The 15350-nt window shown below is 43.1% G+C and carries 10 protein-coding genes; all 10 read right to left on the bottom strand.

Going from position 1 to position 15350, the window contains the following annotated elements; genetic code table 11:
- Positions 1 to 6: 6 nt before the first annotated feature.
- Positions 7 to 4926 (bottom strand): Ig-like domain-containing protein, encoded by a 4920-nt coding sequence (locus H8Z79_RS03925; protein ID WP_147348996.1) that lies wholly within the window; start codon positions 4924 to 4926, stop codon positions 7 to 9.
- A gap of 19 nt (positions 4927 to 4945) precedes the next feature.
- Positions 4946 to 5818, bottom strand: a complete 873-nt coding sequence (locus H8Z79_RS03920; protein WP_118039781.1) for an ECF transporter S component — start codon at positions 5816 to 5818, stop codon at positions 4946 to 4948.
- On the bottom strand, positions 5797 to 7545 hold the full coding sequence (locus H8Z79_RS03915; protein ID WP_187002726.1) for an ABC transporter ATP-binding protein: 1749 nt from the start codon (positions 7543 to 7545) through the stop codon (positions 5797 to 5799). Before H8Z79_RS03915 ends, H8Z79_RS03920 begins: the two co-directional genes overlap by 22 nt.
- 3 nt (positions 7546 to 7548) lie before the next feature.
- Positions 7549 to 8556, bottom strand: a complete 1008-nt coding sequence (locus H8Z79_RS03910; protein WP_015542375.1) for an energy-coupling factor transporter transmembrane component T — start codon at positions 8554 to 8556, stop codon at positions 7549 to 7551.
- Positions 8546 to 9784: a DUF4430 domain-containing protein gene (locus H8Z79_RS03905; protein ID WP_118039782.1), complete on the bottom strand. Its 1239-nt coding sequence runs from the start codon at positions 9782 to 9784 to the stop codon at positions 8546 to 8548. The genes H8Z79_RS03910 and H8Z79_RS03905 overlap by 11 nt, the downstream gene beginning before the upstream one ends.
- A complete protein-coding gene (locus H8Z79_RS03900) occupies positions 9768 to 12506 on the bottom strand; it encodes an Ig-like domain-containing protein (RefSeq protein ID WP_118039783.1) in 2739 nt (912 codons plus the stop codon). The genes H8Z79_RS03905 and H8Z79_RS03900 overlap by 17 nt, the downstream gene beginning before the upstream one ends.
- 26 nt (positions 12507 to 12532) lie before the next feature.
- The gene (locus H8Z79_RS03895) at positions 12533 to 13414 is read right to left on the bottom strand and encodes a leucine-rich repeat domain-containing protein (RefSeq protein WP_187002725.1); all 882 of its coding nucleotides are present in this window, start codon (positions 13412 to 13414) and stop codon (positions 12533 to 12535) included.
- Positions 13415 to 13632: 218 nt separating this feature from the next.
- Positions 13633 to 14373, bottom strand: a complete 741-nt coding sequence (locus tag H8Z79_RS03890; RefSeq protein WP_118039784.1) for a sugar phosphate isomerase/epimerase family protein — start codon at positions 14371 to 14373, stop codon at positions 13633 to 13635.
- A gap of 28 nt (positions 14374 to 14401) precedes the next feature.
- Positions 14402 to 14596 (bottom strand): DUF951 domain-containing protein, encoded by a 195-nt coding sequence (locus H8Z79_RS03885; RefSeq protein WP_015542371.1) that lies wholly within the window; start codon positions 14594 to 14596, stop codon positions 14402 to 14404.
- Positions 14597 to 14611: 15 nt separating this feature from the next.
- Positions 14612 to 15343, bottom strand: a complete 732-nt coding sequence (locus H8Z79_RS03880) for an NAD-dependent protein deacylase (protein WP_187002724.1) — start codon at positions 15341 to 15343, stop codon at positions 14612 to 14614.
- Positions 15344 to 15350: the final 7 nt, after the last annotated feature.

The raw sequence follows: 15350 nt of genomic DNA, 5'->3' as shown, positions 1-15350 counted from the left end.
CTTTCCTCATTTTTTAACTGTCACTTTAAATTTCGCTTTTTTGTTTCCAACCTTGACTGTGATTGTTGCTTTGCCCGGTTTCAGTGCTTTGATGCGTCCTTTGGAATCAACTTTTGCAACTTTTTTGTTGGAGCTTGTAAAGGTAACTTTTTCTCTGCTTGAAATCGGTTTGCAGATTGGAACAAGTGTAAATTTCTTTCCTTTTTTCAGGGTAATGGATTTCTTTCCGCCCTTAAATCCTGTGATCTTTGTTGTTTTGACTGCGGACTTCTGAACTTTGATCTTGATCGTCTTTTTCAGTCCGCTCTTGAGTGTGATCGTGATCCTGGCTGTACCGGTTCGTTTCTGTGCGGAAATCTTACAGGTTCCGTTTGCCTTGCCGGAAACTTTCACAATTTTTGTATTGCTGGATTTCCATGATTTTACGGAATCACCCTTTGCCATGCCGGTCACTTTGAAGTTACGGATGGACTGTTTTACTTTTAACGGGACGGTATTTGCGGAAACTTTCATAGTTGCTTTGAGTTTATTTCCGACTTCACGTGTATCTGTCGTTTTGCAGACGGAGCAGGTTCTCTTCTGCACCTCTTTTGCAAATACGGTTGCCTCAGACGTTGTCGTCCAGTTGCTCCATGTATGTCCGAGTGCCAGAATCTCTTCTGTCTTTGTTCCATTGCATTCTGTACATGTATAAGTCTTTATACCTGTTTCTGTACAGGTCGGCTCTTTTGTAACGACACCTTCGTCCCAGTTATGGGAAACATGCGCGCTTCCTGCCACATCCCAGTATGCAGCATTATTTTCTTTGAATAATATATAGGCATCCAGTGCCTCAAGTACCTGTGTGGTAGCCATTCCATTTGTCGCATTTCCAAGAACATGGGCAAATCCGCCATCTTCACATTTGTATGCCATCATGCTGGTGATCATATTCATGTTGACTGTTCCGAATCCGGAATCAGATACGGTCGGGTCGATACCCAGTGCCGAAAGAGCAATCAGTACCTGTGCGGTTGACTCCGGAGTTCCGTATCCAAAATCGTCTTTCACTGCTCCTTTGAGCCATGTAACTGCTTTTTTTACTGCTGCTTCCACTTTTGCATCTGTTACCTGATAACGTGCCAGTGGCTGCAATGCCATCGCTGTAATATCGACACTTCCACCTCTGTTATCAAACAGGCCGAAAAATCCCTTCTCATTCTGGTAGGCCAGAAGTGCACTGATCATGGATTCTCTGCTCCATTTTGCATCTGCCGGAATCTGAATATTCGCAGCGTCCAGTGCCAGAAGTACCCAGATCAGTTCGTTGGAACCATCCAGCAAGTGTGTAGAGTTATACATCATTTCGGCAAGATTCACACCATCTACATCTGTGATATCTTTTCCCATTATCGTAAGTGCAAGGGATACTTTTGCAATATCGGTCGGTTTCTGATCTGTCCATGTCTTCACTGTTTTCACTACAGAATCATAATAACTTCTGTTCTGTGCATCGCTGAGTGTTTCCCCATGGCGAAGAAGTGTAAATACCGTCCACTCATCCTTCGTACATTCCAGAGTATCTTTTGCCTGTCCTTTTATCCATGTTGCCGCACTGTCTGCACCTGCTTTGGCAAGAGCGAGATTATCTGTATCTGCCTTGTCTCCCTTTGTTACGGTAATTGTCAGTTTGATCGGGACAGGATTATTAGTCTGATCCACCGGTGTTCCGGTAGCAACTACTGTTCCCTCGGAAATTCCTGTGATTTTGTACTCAGAGCAGAGGAAATAATTGTTTGTATCCGGGGCTCCATCTACCCTCTTCCAGGCACCGCTTTTTGTCTTTGTGATCGTTGCAACGCCTTTTTTGTCAAATGTCCAGTTGACGGACGGTTCTGTAACTTCATATCTCTGATCAGATAAAGTTCCTTTTACATCAAGTGCAAAATCTGTACTCTCCTGTGCTTTTACGCTGAAATCAGAAGTGTCTCCCGCTACTTTTATCTCTGTCAGCGGGTTCTTATATCTGTAAGTTACAGAAGATGTTCCGGTTACTGTATTTTCGTCACCAGTATTCGGATTCATATCCGTCAATGTTGCTGTATATTTAACTGTACCGGCCTGTTTTGGAACATACACCTTTGATCCGTTATCGTAGTATCCGATGGTCTCGTTATCGCTTGTAATCTCCCAGTTGTCTGCATAACTTGCATTCTCCGGTGTTACGATCACGGTTCCATGAACCGGATTAAATGCTACACGGCCGTCTGTTTCCTGTCCGTCACTATTTGCATTTCTTCCGTGAATTTCAATTTCTGATCCGTCTTCCAGCGCCGGTCTCACAGATTCAACTGCTACATAGGTGGAAGTAAGATTTACTGGTGCACTTACAGACGGATTGTTCCTTGAAGTAACTTTGATTGCAGAGGTACCCGGCTTTTTGAAGTAGAAAGAGCTGTATACGCTTTCATTATAAATCAGGTCAGTATCTTCTGCCTGATATGTAAAGCTGGAATATGCTGCATCCTTAAAGCCTGTCTCCCCTTCATACTGTGCTTTTACTTTGATGGATTTTGTCGCAGATCCTTCAATTATATAATTCTTGTTTGTTACATCCTGATCATCAATATATAACTGAATAGCTTCGATCTTTGATGTTTTGGAAATAACTGCTGCATAAGCAAGTGTCTGAACTGGATTTGCCTCCGCATCAACCAGAGTAGCCTTTACAGTTGCCTTTCCATCTTTGTAAACATAGAATTCTCCGCCTTCTTCCGCGATTGCCACGGCTTTATCCGGCTTCTGATTCTCTACTGACCAGTACACTGTACAACCATCCGGAACTGTATATCCCGGCAGGCTGAATGTACCTGCTATCTTATAGGCATTTACAGAATCCGGCGAAACCTGAAGTTTCGCATCCTCAAGAGTTACTGCCTCTGAATCATTGTAATTTGTAAATGCAATATCGCAGTATTCCCCTTCCGGAAGCTCCGGCCAGTCGCTTCCCGGAGTATATTCCTGATCTTCGCCGAAATAGGCAAATCCGGAGCTGCTCTGTCCCCAGCTGATTCCATTCTCACCACGATTTTTATTAAGAGCAGAGATAAAGTCTTTCGTCTTCATGATCTCTTCGCTTACTGCTCCGGAATTTATAAGTGTGCCTTCTGAATATGAAGGTACAACAGAGGAGGTGAGCCAATGTGTATTCTTGATCATACCGGTAAAACCTGATGCACATGTATTTACAATTCCACCTTTTGGACTTTCGCCGTATGCAAAGCAGTTGGAAATAACGGCTTCATCAGAAACACCGCCAGCTATACCACACGCATTTTTTCCGCTTATATTGGACCAGCAGTTGATGACAGAACCTCTCACATATCTTCCAAGAGGTCCTACCGGATCACCATTATTATCTGCCATAGTTCCATTAAAACCAATATTCTGGATCACACCCGTTGCAGCAATTCCGGCAAACATTTTGGGTGCACCATCAAATGTGATGGTATGTCCCTGACCATCTAAAACACCGGCAAATGTTTCATATGGCATGTAGAAACTCTCATCTTCATAATTGCTGTTCAATGTAATATCCGCGTTAAGAACAAAATAAGAATCCTTTGTAGCATAACTCATTTTGGAGAAATCTGTCTGACTTGTAATATATGTAATCTTACTTGTATCTGCCGGCAATGCCACCGGTTCAGATGGAAGTGGTTTCTTAAGAGCCGCGATCGCATCTGTCAGTTTTTTTGTTGCTGCATTTATCTCAGACTGCGTTGCCGTTTCTTTTTCTTTCAGTTCATTCGCTTCAGTTAAAGCTGTTTCCACTGAATTCCATGTATTTTCTGTATATTCTTCCTTTTTCAGTACAGAAGCCTGCTGAATAGCCGTATTCAGGTCGTCCCAATTCACTTCAATAGAAAATGTCCCTTCCTGTAAAACCGGAAGGCCATTATTTCTTCCATCTGTTGGAAGCACCCAGTAATAGCCCGTCGCTGCGATTTCTGTATTTAAGACAGCAACCTTTGTTTTAATCGCATCTGCTGTCACCTTTGTTTTACTGTCTTCCGATGTGTTGTCAGACTTACCCATTCCAACCGCCGACATCCCAGAAGTCCAAAGTGCATGGCTGATTTTATATGAATCAGTATTTGTTGCTGCAATACCGCCTCCAAAATTATCGGTATTTCCTGCAAAATAGCTGTTGCATACAGTTCCCTGCAGATTTCCTGCCATTCCTCCTATTGTATCCATATAAGCGCTTGCTGCCTTTGAATCAACTGTACAATAGCAGTTTCGGATCGTACCTGTAGCAGTGACGGTATTGACCATACCTCCCTGTGCATCGGAAAGAGTCAATGTCACACTTCCCTGAACTCCCAGATTCTGTACTGTTCCACTGACTGTTTCTGCCAGTGGTTTATCTGCCAGTGTGATCACATGGCCTTTTCCGTCCAGTGTTCCGGCAATCGTACTGATCTGCTGTCCTTCCGTAAGTATAATGTCACCGCCCAGTGCATAAACAGTTCCTTCTGCAATCTCCTCTGGAACATCTGCTGCAGTTTCAATCATGTACGGATTTGCTTCTGTTCCCACACCTGAAAGTGTCGCAATCTGTCCATCCTCTTCAGAAGCAAATGCGTCTATGTCCGTATCTGCCTCTTCTCCACCCGGGAAATCCGAATAATCTTCTACATTCTCATCCTCTGTTACATCGACAGTTTCAGATGCTCCGTCATCTGTCCCCTGCCCGTTATCCGTGATTTCTATATCCGCATCATTGTCAAAATCACTGATCTCGTCCTCTCCACTGTTTTCTACCTGAACATTATCGTCCAGTTCAGCAGCCGAAACCGGCAGGGCAAAGCTGGTTGCAGACAACGTCAGTGCCAGTATCCAGCTTAAAGCCCGTTTTTTCATAATCAGTTTTTTTCTTTTCATATAATTCCTTTCTTTTTTCTTATTTATTATCACTTTCAATCAACCCGTACTTCCGTTTGATTCTTTCCAGTTTCTCCAGCAATGGTCTACTCATAAACCAGAGAAAAATTACGGTAGAGGTTGCGTGCACCAGGTCAACCGGTGCACCTGAAATGTAATAAGCAATCAGACTTTCTTTTGTTATATATCCATAAGACATCAGAATACTTGCAGGATTCATAATACCTCCATAAATCAGAAAGACACTCAGAAAACCATAAATACAGAGATCCGGTTTTCTTGCTTTCAGGATTCCCTTCTGATAAAGGATTCCCGCCAGGAATCCGATCACGCCAAACGCAAACATCTGCCATGGTGTCCATGGACCATGTCCCATAAAAATATTCGAGATCATCATGATCATGCAGCCGACCAGAAAACCAGCTTCTCCTCCGAAGGAAACTCCGGTAAGGATCACGATTGCCGCAATCGGTTTGAAACTCGGCAGCATAAAGAAGGCTGCTCTTCCTGCCACTCCAATGGCTGCCAGTACGGAAATCACCATAATTTCTCTTGCTTTTGGTTTTCTTCCCTCAAACATCATAAAAAACGGAAGCATCGCTGCAACAACAACGATCAGGCTGCACACCATATATCTTCTTCCGTGAAAAATTCTCACTGAAAGATAGAGGATCAGCGGTACAATAATCACCATCAGCGCAAGTGCCGCCCATGTACGCCTGCTGACTTTTCCATCTCTTTTCATCTGGCGAATGATCAGCCCATCTGTCGGAAGTGTATATTCCTCCAAATCCTCTGTGCTCTCATCTGTATTTTTTTCTTCGGACTGTACCAGCATGGTGCCATCAAAAAATTCGTCCAGAAAACGGTCTAACTCAGCTTCTTTAAGCATGACACCACATCCTTTCCTGTAACTGCATCCGGAAAGAACTGCCTTGCCATCCGGTTGGCGGCTGTCGTGTAGAAATTATTGCCTGCAAAAAATGCCCTCGTCTCCTTACTTGTAATGACATTTCCCTCAAAAAACAGTCCAACCCGGTCTGCATACTCCGCCACAAACTCAACATCATGAGAAATCATAAAAACAGTCATTCCATGCTGCTGAAGCTTATTCAGTATTTTCCCTAATTCCTGTTTATATTCTGCGTCCATTCCCTTGGTCGGCTCATCCAGCAGAAGAATCCTCGGCCGAAGAAGCAGTACTTTTGCAAGGGCAAGTCTCTGCTGTTCCCCGCCACTTAAATCATAAGGATGTCTTTCCAGTAATTCCTCAAGCTTTGTCAGGCTGACGATTCCTTCAATTGCCTTTTCCTTTTTCATATCTATCGGATATTCCGGTGATTTTTTATTCTTTCTGCCTCCGATCACAGAATAAAGATCCTCAAGCACTGTTTTTTTAAGAAAAATACTCTGCGGATCCTGTGGAAGCACACCGAGGTATCCGTTATACAGCTCTTTGTCTCTAAAGGAACGAATATCTCTTCCATCCAGATAAATTCTTCCCCTGTATGGCTGACGCACCCGGCTTACAAGTGACAGCGTTGTACTTTTTCCCGTTCCATTACCACCTACCAGCGCATAAAATTCACCATTATCAACCTTTAATGAAAGATTCCTTATTACATCTGGACTGTCCTTCTCATAACGGAACCAGACATCTTTAAGCTCGATCGCACACAGACTGTTTTTTCCGGATTTCAGAGTCTTCTGTTTCTCATCTTCTTTTGACTCTGGCATTGAATCTCCGTGTTCCGGATTTTCTGCCTGTACCGCGCCGCTTTTTTTCTTTGCTTCCAGATAATTACTTATCCAGATTCTTCCCTCACTGACTGTAAGCGGGCATGGGAGATCATTGTCAATTTCTCCATAAATCTGCACAGGCTCCGGCATAGACAGATAAATTCCCCTGTCCTCTGCTTTCAGCTTCTGTCCCACCTCACGCGGTGTCCCCTCAAGAAAAACACTTCCCTTATCCATAACAAACACCTTATCTGCATAGGGAATGATATCCTGAAGACGATGTTCTGTTATAATCACTGTCGTACCAATATCACGATTGATCTTTCGTACAGTCGCAAGAAAATCAGAAGCCGCGATCGGATCCAGTTGCGAGGTGGGTTCATCCAAAATCAAAAGTGACGGATGCATTGCCATGACAGATGCCAGATTCAAAAGCTGCTTCTGGCCCCCGGACAACTCCTCGACACTTTTATAAAACCACTGATGAATACCAAAATAGCTCGCCATCTCTGCTACTCGAAGCCGGATGTCCTCTGTATCATATCCAAGGCTTTCCAGCCCAAATGCAAGCTCATGCCAGACTTTATCGGTAACGATCTGATTATCCGGATTCTGCATCACATAACCGATCTCGCTGCTCTGCATCCGATGGTCTACCTTGTTGAGTGCTTTTCCTTTAAACAAAATACTTCCTGACGACACTCCATGTGGTGCCAAAACTGATTTCATCTGCCTTAAAAGCGTACTTTTTCCGCAGCCACTTCTTCCACAGATTACATTCAGCGTTCCTTCCTGAATTTCCATAGATGCATGTACCAATGCCTCTTTTCTCTGATCCGGATAGGAAAAGCTAAAATCCTTTACCTCGATTATATTCATTTTTTATAACCCTTCCCGTTCTGTTTCTTCGTAGATCTGCCGATAAGTCACTCCAATGTCCTGCCCGATGTTTTTGCGGCTTCGCTCCAGACTTTTTGCTTCTGCCATATCCAGGATCACAGGGATAAAACAAAAAATCCCAAATGCAAGATATGTAAGCAATGCAAATGCCGTACTACATTCAACCGGTGCATTTTTGCCCTGAATAGTAAAACCGGCCAGCAAAATACGCGGATCATACTGGGCAAAAACTGCTCCGCGTGCACATCCTGTCACGATCAGGGCAAACAATCCTGTCATGATCACGCCAAGGATTTTATCTCTTTTCGTAAATCTGTAGATTGAGAATGCAGTCCTTCCACGAAGTCCATATCCTCTGCTCTGCATGGAATCGGAGGTCTGTATCGCATTCTCAAGTGCCCATGTCACGAGAATAGACAATATATTCAAACCGTGACGTGCTCTTTGCAGAATATTTCCATTCGCAGTATCTCTTCCCATGGATTTCTGTCCATTTCTTATAATATGAAGCTGGTTAATAAAGCGTGGAACAAACCGCAGTGCCATGGAAAGAATCAGTGACAAGGCAGGGATGATTCTGCCAAAAAGATAAATAAACTTGTCACTGGTCATAATTTTGTTGTAGCAGGAAAACCACTGGATCACGACAAACATAACTGCACCCAGCACAATACCGTAAACCAGTGCCTCAAGAGTTACCCAGTTCCCACTGCTTTCAATATAATAAAGCATCGTAACACCGTAGTGATTAAACATGGGATTTAGAAACGCTACTATTAAAAGTCCGGGCAGTGTCATAAGAAAGCTGTGTTTTAATGTTTTTCTCCATCCAAGCAGAAGGACAGAATATGCCAGCGCACCTGCATAAGACACCCCGAGAAACACAGGGTGCTGGTTAAACATTGTAAAAACCAGCACCACTCCGAAGTAAAAAAAATTTAAAATCGGATGACACCCTGAAAATGCATCCACCTGAGCCTTATCCTGCATATCCATTTCCTACATCTGAACCAAGATTACAGGTATATTTCCACTCGATATTATCGCCGTCCTCTACTTTATATTCCGAGCATCCATAATTAGGAAACCAGCCATTGACACTGTACATCCAGCCGGAATTTTGTCCACAGTCAAATTCATAAAGCTGATTGATTCCTTCTATATAATAGCTTCCATACAACGGTGTATATCTGGAAGACATCTGTATTCCAGCCTGACCACATGCATCTTTAAGCACATCAAACACTGTGTCGCCCGGTGTAAATGAAATTTCAGACGGATAAAGAATCCATCCGTCAGACGGAACAAACTCTGCCTTTGAAGATTTCAGATCATCCCATTTATCAAGAATTGAGGAGCATTCAATAGAAATCGTACAGATATGGCTTTCTTCTTCTGAAGAGCTTCCTGCATTATTCTCTGCGTTGCGGCCTCCCTCCTGTGCCTCAGAGCCTGCATTCGTTTCGCTGTTTTCTCCATCGTAGCTTTCGTCACCACTCTGCATTTCGTCTGAAGCTGTCTGCTCTTCTTCATCGGTTCCTTCCGTAGAACCGCCGAGAAGCACGTTGACATCCCCGTCTGCTTTATTTACCTGAAATGAAATTTTGGAAACTTCGTTTTCTTCAGACTCTTCACTTTCTTTTGCATTTTCGATCTTCGCATCGTCCAGCTGATACAGTGTCTCATCTTCATAAATACAGTAAAGTACTCTGTCTGCATCCCATTTCTCCGTAAGTGTCACTTCAAGAGTTGCCGGTGCTGCAAGCTCCATTTCCTGAAGCTTTACCTGCATTGCATATGGGGCATCATCAGCCGCTTTTTTGATTTCATCCAGATTTTCTTCGGAAAATTCCACTTTTAACTTCTGTTCAATAGGATTTTTTATCTTGCTGCCATCATAAATCCATGTATATTTGATTCCATCAGATGTTTCTCCGTGGAAGCGATATTCTCCCTTTTCTCCTGCAATACTTTCCATCTGTTCTTTCGTGATCACACCGTCTTCCGGAATCTGATTATCTTCTTTTAATGCAGACTTATCACTTTTTTTCTCTGGCTTTTCTTCCTTTGTATCTGCTTTTTTATCTTCTTTTCCCGCGTCTTTAGAAGCTTCGTTTTTCACCGGCTCTGCTGCTTTTTCCCCGCCACACCCGGTCAGAGATGCTGCTCCCAATGCCAGACACAGAAGCAATCCGGTAAATTTATTTTTTATCTTCATCTTTTTTCTTTTTCCTCCGTTTTATGATCTGCGGTATTCCACCTGCGAGAGCTACTCCTGTAATAAGTCCGACAAGGCCCCATAACGCAGCCGGTATTTCCTTTTTGGTTGTTGCCGCTGTCTGATCTTCTGTGCTCTCATTTTCTTCTTCCACAGCAGCTTCTGCCTTCTGACTATTTGCTTTTTTGCTGTCAAGCTTCTTTCCTGCTGTTTTGGAATCTTCTTTTTCTACGTATTTTTCTGCCTTAAATCCCCATCCTTTTGAAGATTTTTTATCTTTTTCTTTTGAATCGGATTCCTTTTTATCTGTACTTTTTTTACTGCTGCCTCCCCCGGAAAGCGATTTACCGGAGCCACCCGGTGCAGTCTTGTTTGTCTTTTCTTCGCCTGAATTATTTAATTTATTCGACTTATTGCTTTTATTTGAGGAAGCTGGTTTCTTCGTCGGTTTCTTTGTTGGCTTTGGAGTCGGTACTTCAATGCCTGTTCCTTTTCCATCTCCGGCCCCGCCGGCAGTAAGCTTAACATCTGACATATTATATAAAGAAGTTTGTCCGTTCTTCAGTCTCTGGTAAGCAACCAATGCATAATAGCCCTGCTCTGTCGCCATTCCATTAACCTTTCCGGCTTCTCCGCCCCCATTGTTTCCACTTCCGGCTTTCACATGCATAAAGCCACTGCTGTCCAGATGATAGGAAATCAGATTTTCCACCATCCATTTGCCGCCCTTTATAAAGCGTGGATCCTTCTCAGGATCTATTCCAAGTGCACAAAGAGCAGTCAGTACCTGTGCACAGGATTCCACAGTTTCTACTGAATCATTTCCATTTATTGTAGAAAAGCCTCCTGTACTGTTCTGCATTTTTGACAGCACATCCAAAGCCTGATCAATCGCAGCCGTTACGTTTTCATAGCCGGATTTGTGATAATATGGGGCAAGTGCCTGTAATGCCATTCCGGTAAGATCTGAATCTGCCTTTGTGCCACTCATTGCCCAGCCGCCGCCCGGCATCTGTACACTCAGTAGATGATTGATCAACTTTTCTCTGGAATTTTGATTTCCACCCTTTTTTACCTTCGGGAAGGAATATGCCGGATTACAGTCCACTGCAAGAAGTGCCCATATTGCACCATTTGGTCCCTGCTCAACGGTCTTATCAAAGTCTGCGATCGGCTCAAATAAATTGTAGCCGTCAATATTTCTTGCATCCTTTCCAATCGCAGTCAGGCTTAAAATTGCCTTGGAATACTCTGTGTATTTAATCGTATTGGTCAGGACACCCTTTTTTTCTTTCAGATAATTTGCGAAATGATTATAATATGTAGAAAAATAGGAGAGATTCAGACTGGTACCGTTTCTTGCCTGTGCAAGAACGAACCACTCGCTCCCGATTGTTGGATTTTTATCTAAATTTTTTATATATGTACTCGTCTCATTTATAACCTGTGATGCCGTTTTTGTAAGAGCATTTGCTCCCTGTACGACTTGAAGGGTACAGGACGCATTTATTTTTTCGTCGTATTTTACCGAAACACTGATCGTCACTTTTCCCTGTTTTTTTCCGGTTACCGTCCCGTCCTGTTTCACAGTTGCAACAGACTCGTTGCTGCTTTTCCACACAAGTTCATATGGTTCTGTGATTTTTTCCGGCTCTGTACCCACTTTTAACACGGTACTCTGTCCTATATTGACACTTGCATTTTTGTCCAGTGTGATCTTCTGTATCGTTGTACTGACATCTGCAATGTAAATATTTTGAATATCCTTTGCATTTTCTATATAAAATCTTCCATCTCCATTATCAACCGGCTTCAGCAGGGTAATCGTGCTTTCTTTACCTTCTTCTGCCGGCTTTACGGTAAAGACCTGCATATTTTTCAGATTTTTATAATTTTCGGGTACAGGAAAAAGAAGTGATGTATTATCTGCAGAACCACATGCTTCACCACTTCGTATATCTGTATAGGAAATATCGATGGCATATTTCAATTCTGCCTGACTTCCCGGATTAAGTTTTTCATACAATTGGACAGTCTGATCCTGTATCTGCTGCTCTGGTTTTTCAACATGAAGCGCCATATACCAGATCCATGTATCTGCCGTCACATCCTGGTCTGTACTTATCACACTCATAATGCGGTTTCGGATCGTTGTCAGATTTTTCTCTACATCAGGATAATTTTCATGAATGGCGCTGTAAACATCATAATTCTGTTCGTATAAATTAGATGCACTGATAAAAGCAGTCATAATCTCAGAAGACATATCTGGAGTTTCCTGATCTATTGCTGACGCAACTGCATTCACAACATACTGAACTGCCTCCTCAGTATTCGAAGCAGTCACCTGAGTATTTCCCTCCTGCTGCCCATTTTCCTGCGTCTGTTCATTCTGGGATTCCTGATTCTGTGACTCCTGTTCCGATTCTGATTCATTTTTTTCTGCCGGCTCAGCTTTGGGCTGCGCCGTATTCTCCTGTGTATCCTGTACCTCCTCCGGCTTTGGAGTCTGCTCCTTCTGGGCTGCATCTGCCCCCGGGGCTTCAGACGGTGTTACCGCTTCCTGCGTATTTCCTGAATTACTTTCTGAATTATTTTCTGTGTTTTGATTTTCTCCCGGCTGCTCTGCCGCTGCTTCTGCTACATGCACTGATATATCAGGATATATATTTGTTGCCAGTACCGACGCACAAAGTAACGCAATTATCTTTTTTTTATTCATAAATGATCGCTTTCTGTTCTCTCCACTTAACCTTCTTTTCTCTCCATCATTTCTTCCACATACTCACATTTGAAGCCATATTTCCTTGCATAATGATCTACCTTACTGCCTTTTCGACAGACAAGTGTACAGCTTTTATTAATAATCCACGGTCCGATTTCTTCCGGATCATGAAGGATCTCCACCCGCTCCAGCCTGCTGCATCCGTGAAATGCCCAACGCCCGATTATTTTTACGCTTTCCGGAATATAAACCTCTCTGAGCTGTTTGCAGCGGAAAAAAGCACTTTCTCCGATTACATTTAAATTCGGTGGAAGTTCCAGTTCTTCCATTGCACAAAAATAAAAGGCTTCTTCACCTATCTCTCTTACAGTCGCCGGTAAGTTGATTTCTTTAAGCTCTTTACATCTGTAAAATGCTCTGCGCTCAATGACCTGTGTGCGACAGGGAAGTTTTACGGATATAAGATTTACGCACGAATCAAATGCTGCCTCTGAAATAACAGTACAGCGGCTATTATTTGGAAACTCTACACGATGAAGCTTATTACATTCCTGATATGCCTGTGCTCCAAGCTTTTCTAATGATTTTGGAAAAACAACCTTCCTGAGTCTGTGATTTACTGCAAAAGCTCTTTTCTTTATCTCGAGTAAACCCTCCGGAAATGCTACTACCTTCTGAAACTGGCAGCCTTCAAATGCCTGTTTTCCGATAATACGGCATTCTTCCGGCAAAACCACCTCATGCACTTTGCCATTGTTCAAAAAACATCTGTCACCTATATATTTATATCCATCAGGGACCTTTCCGGCCTCTCCGCCTCTTCTGTTTCGCTCATTCTGTGCTGTATATGTACGGATATCATACCTTAACTGATTCCAGCCTATTTCATCATTCAGTCGTTCCATATTGAACGTTTCCCCCCTAAGACAACAAAAACAGAGTCCCATTTGCAATGGGCCTCTGTCCTCTGTACAACGTGTTAAATCTGACTTATTATGCAAAAAGCATATTCACAGCAGCTATTTGAACTGTTCCGGATTCTCACCGGATTACGTTAAACTGCCTTTTACGACAGACCACGTCTGGTTATCTAATTTTTTTAAAGTATATCATTTTGATAAATTTATGTCAATAAAGATTGTATACATATCTGTACATCTTCTATATTCATACATTCAATCGTCCATGTACGTGTCTCCGTCCGCGGCAAATATGAAAGAACTTCTCTCCACGGCAGATTTCCTCTGCCAAGTCCAAGATGAGAATCTCTTTCTCCGGCATTGTCATGAATGTGAACATGACGGACATAAGGTGCCAGTTCCTCTGCCCACTCAATAGCCGGAATATCGGAGTAACAATGTGCATGCCCGATATCAAAGCAGAGTCCGAAGTCCGGATGCTCCACCTGCTCGTATACATCACGCAAAAGCCGCCAGTCCTCATCGAGAACATTTTCCATATCAATTTCGAGTCCATCTTTATCCCGCAGGAAATCGTTAAAGAACCGACTCACCTGATTCGCCCAGCCCTGACGGTAATATACTGCAGGGATCATTCCTGAATGATATACGATTTTTTTTGCGCCAAGTAACTTACCAACCTGATAACACTGCTCAAACCGCTCCATCGTCACACGGCGTATCATACTGTCAAATGTTGCCGGGATGAGGTCCAGAAACGGGCCATGCAGTGTCAGTGGCGGGTTTCCCATCTTCGCAAGTCGTTCTCTGTATGTTTCTATTGTTCTGTCAAGATTATCCAGATTTTCTGAAATGGAAAACTCAATGCTTTCCACTCCAAGTTCACTGTTTTTTAAAAGTTCCTGCATTTCTTCATCCGGAAGCAGATGACTGATATAGATCACGTTATTTGTTTGCTCCTTTGACAACAGATTATTCCTGCGTTTTTTTCTTTAAGTTTCTGGTGTTTTTTTCTACCATTTTGCGTGGCACCATGATCATATGTCCGCATCCCATACATTTCAGACGGAAATCAGCTCCCACACGCAGGATCTCCCACTCTTTACTTCCACATGGATGTCCCTTTTTGAGTGTCACAATATCTCCAACATCATAGATAAGTCCCATGCTCTGTCATTCTCCTTATTTCTGATTTACTTTTATCTGTGAAAAGACCTGTCCGATCGGCTCTTTGATCAGAAGATCGGCATTTCTGTCTCTCGGTGTGGAGGATTTATTGATCACTACAAGTGCTTCGCCGCGGAAATAATCAATAAGACCTGCTGCCGGATATACTGCAAGCGACGTTCCTCCGATGATCAGAATCTGCGCATTCGAAATTGCTCTCACCGATTCTTCGATCGTATTTGTATCCAGTCCCTCTTCATAAAGCACCACATCCGGCTTTATCATACCTCCGCATTCGCAACGCGGCACACCGGTACTGTGTTTCATATGTGCGAAGTCAAAAGATTTTCCACAGCGCATACAGTGATTGCGGTAAACACTTCCGTGAAGTTCCAGTACCTTCTGACTGCCTGCCATCTGGTGAAGATTATCGATATTCTGTGTGATCACTGCTTTGAGTTTGCCTGCCTTTTCCAGTTCTGCAAGCTTCAGATGAGCTGCATTTGGTTTTGCGGTATCGCAGAGCATCTTATCACGGTAGAATTTATAAAATTCATCCGGATAACTTAAGAAAAAGCTGTGACTTAAGATAGTCTCCGGCGGAAAGTCATATTTCTGATGATAAAGCCCGTCCTGAGAACGGAAATCCGGTATTCCACTCTCTGTCGAAACACCGGCCCCTCCGAAAAACACGATGTTGTCATGCCCATCGATCAGTTCCTGTAATTTCACGATCTTTTCATCCATGTAAAAA

Origin of the sequence: Blautia intestinalis, assembly GCF_014297355.1 — a bacterium.
In the GTDB taxonomy this organism is placed as follows: domain Bacteria; phylum Bacillota; class Clostridia; order Lachnospirales; family Lachnospiraceae; genus Blautia_A; species Blautia_A intestinalis.
The sequence above is the reverse complement of the archived record's forward strand: the minus strand, read 5'-3'. Positions and strand labels throughout refer to the sequence as shown.

Bases quoted from the DNA above. Each gene is read 5' to 3' on its own strand.
- H8Z79_RS03880 (WP_187002724.1), bottom strand. From the start codon at position 15,343: ATGGATGAAAAGATCGTGAAATTACAGGAACTGATCGATGGGCATGAC.
- H8Z79_RS03895 (WP_187002725.1), bottom strand. From the start codon at position 13,414: ATGGAACGACTGAATGATGAAATAGGCTGGAATCAGTTAAGGTATGAT.
- H8Z79_RS03925 (WP_147348996.1), bottom strand. From the start codon at position 4,926: ATGAAAAGAAAAAAACTGATTATGAAAAAACGGGCTTTAAGCTGGATA.
- H8Z79_RS03915 (WP_187002726.1), bottom strand. From the start codon at position 7,545: ATGAATATAATCGAGGTAAAGGATTTTAGCTTTTCCTATCCGGATCAG.
- H8Z79_RS03900 (WP_118039783.1), bottom strand. From the start codon at position 12,506: ATGAATAAAAAAAAGATAATTGCGTTACTTTGTGCGTCGGTACTGGCA.
- H8Z79_RS03905 (WP_118039782.1), bottom strand. From the start codon at position 9,784: ATGAAGATAAAAAATAAATTTACCGGATTGCTTCTGTGTCTGGCATTG.
- H8Z79_RS03885 (WP_015542371.1), bottom strand. From the start codon at position 14,596: ATGGGACTTATCTATGATGTTGGAGATATTGTGACACTCAAAAAGGGA.
- H8Z79_RS03920 (WP_118039781.1), bottom strand. From the start codon at position 5,818: ATGCTTAAAGAAGCTGAGTTAGACCGTTTTCTGGACGAATTTTTTGAT.
- H8Z79_RS03910 (WP_015542375.1), bottom strand. From the start codon at position 8,556: ATGCAGGATAAGGCTCAGGTGGATGCATTTTCAGGGTGTCATCCGATT.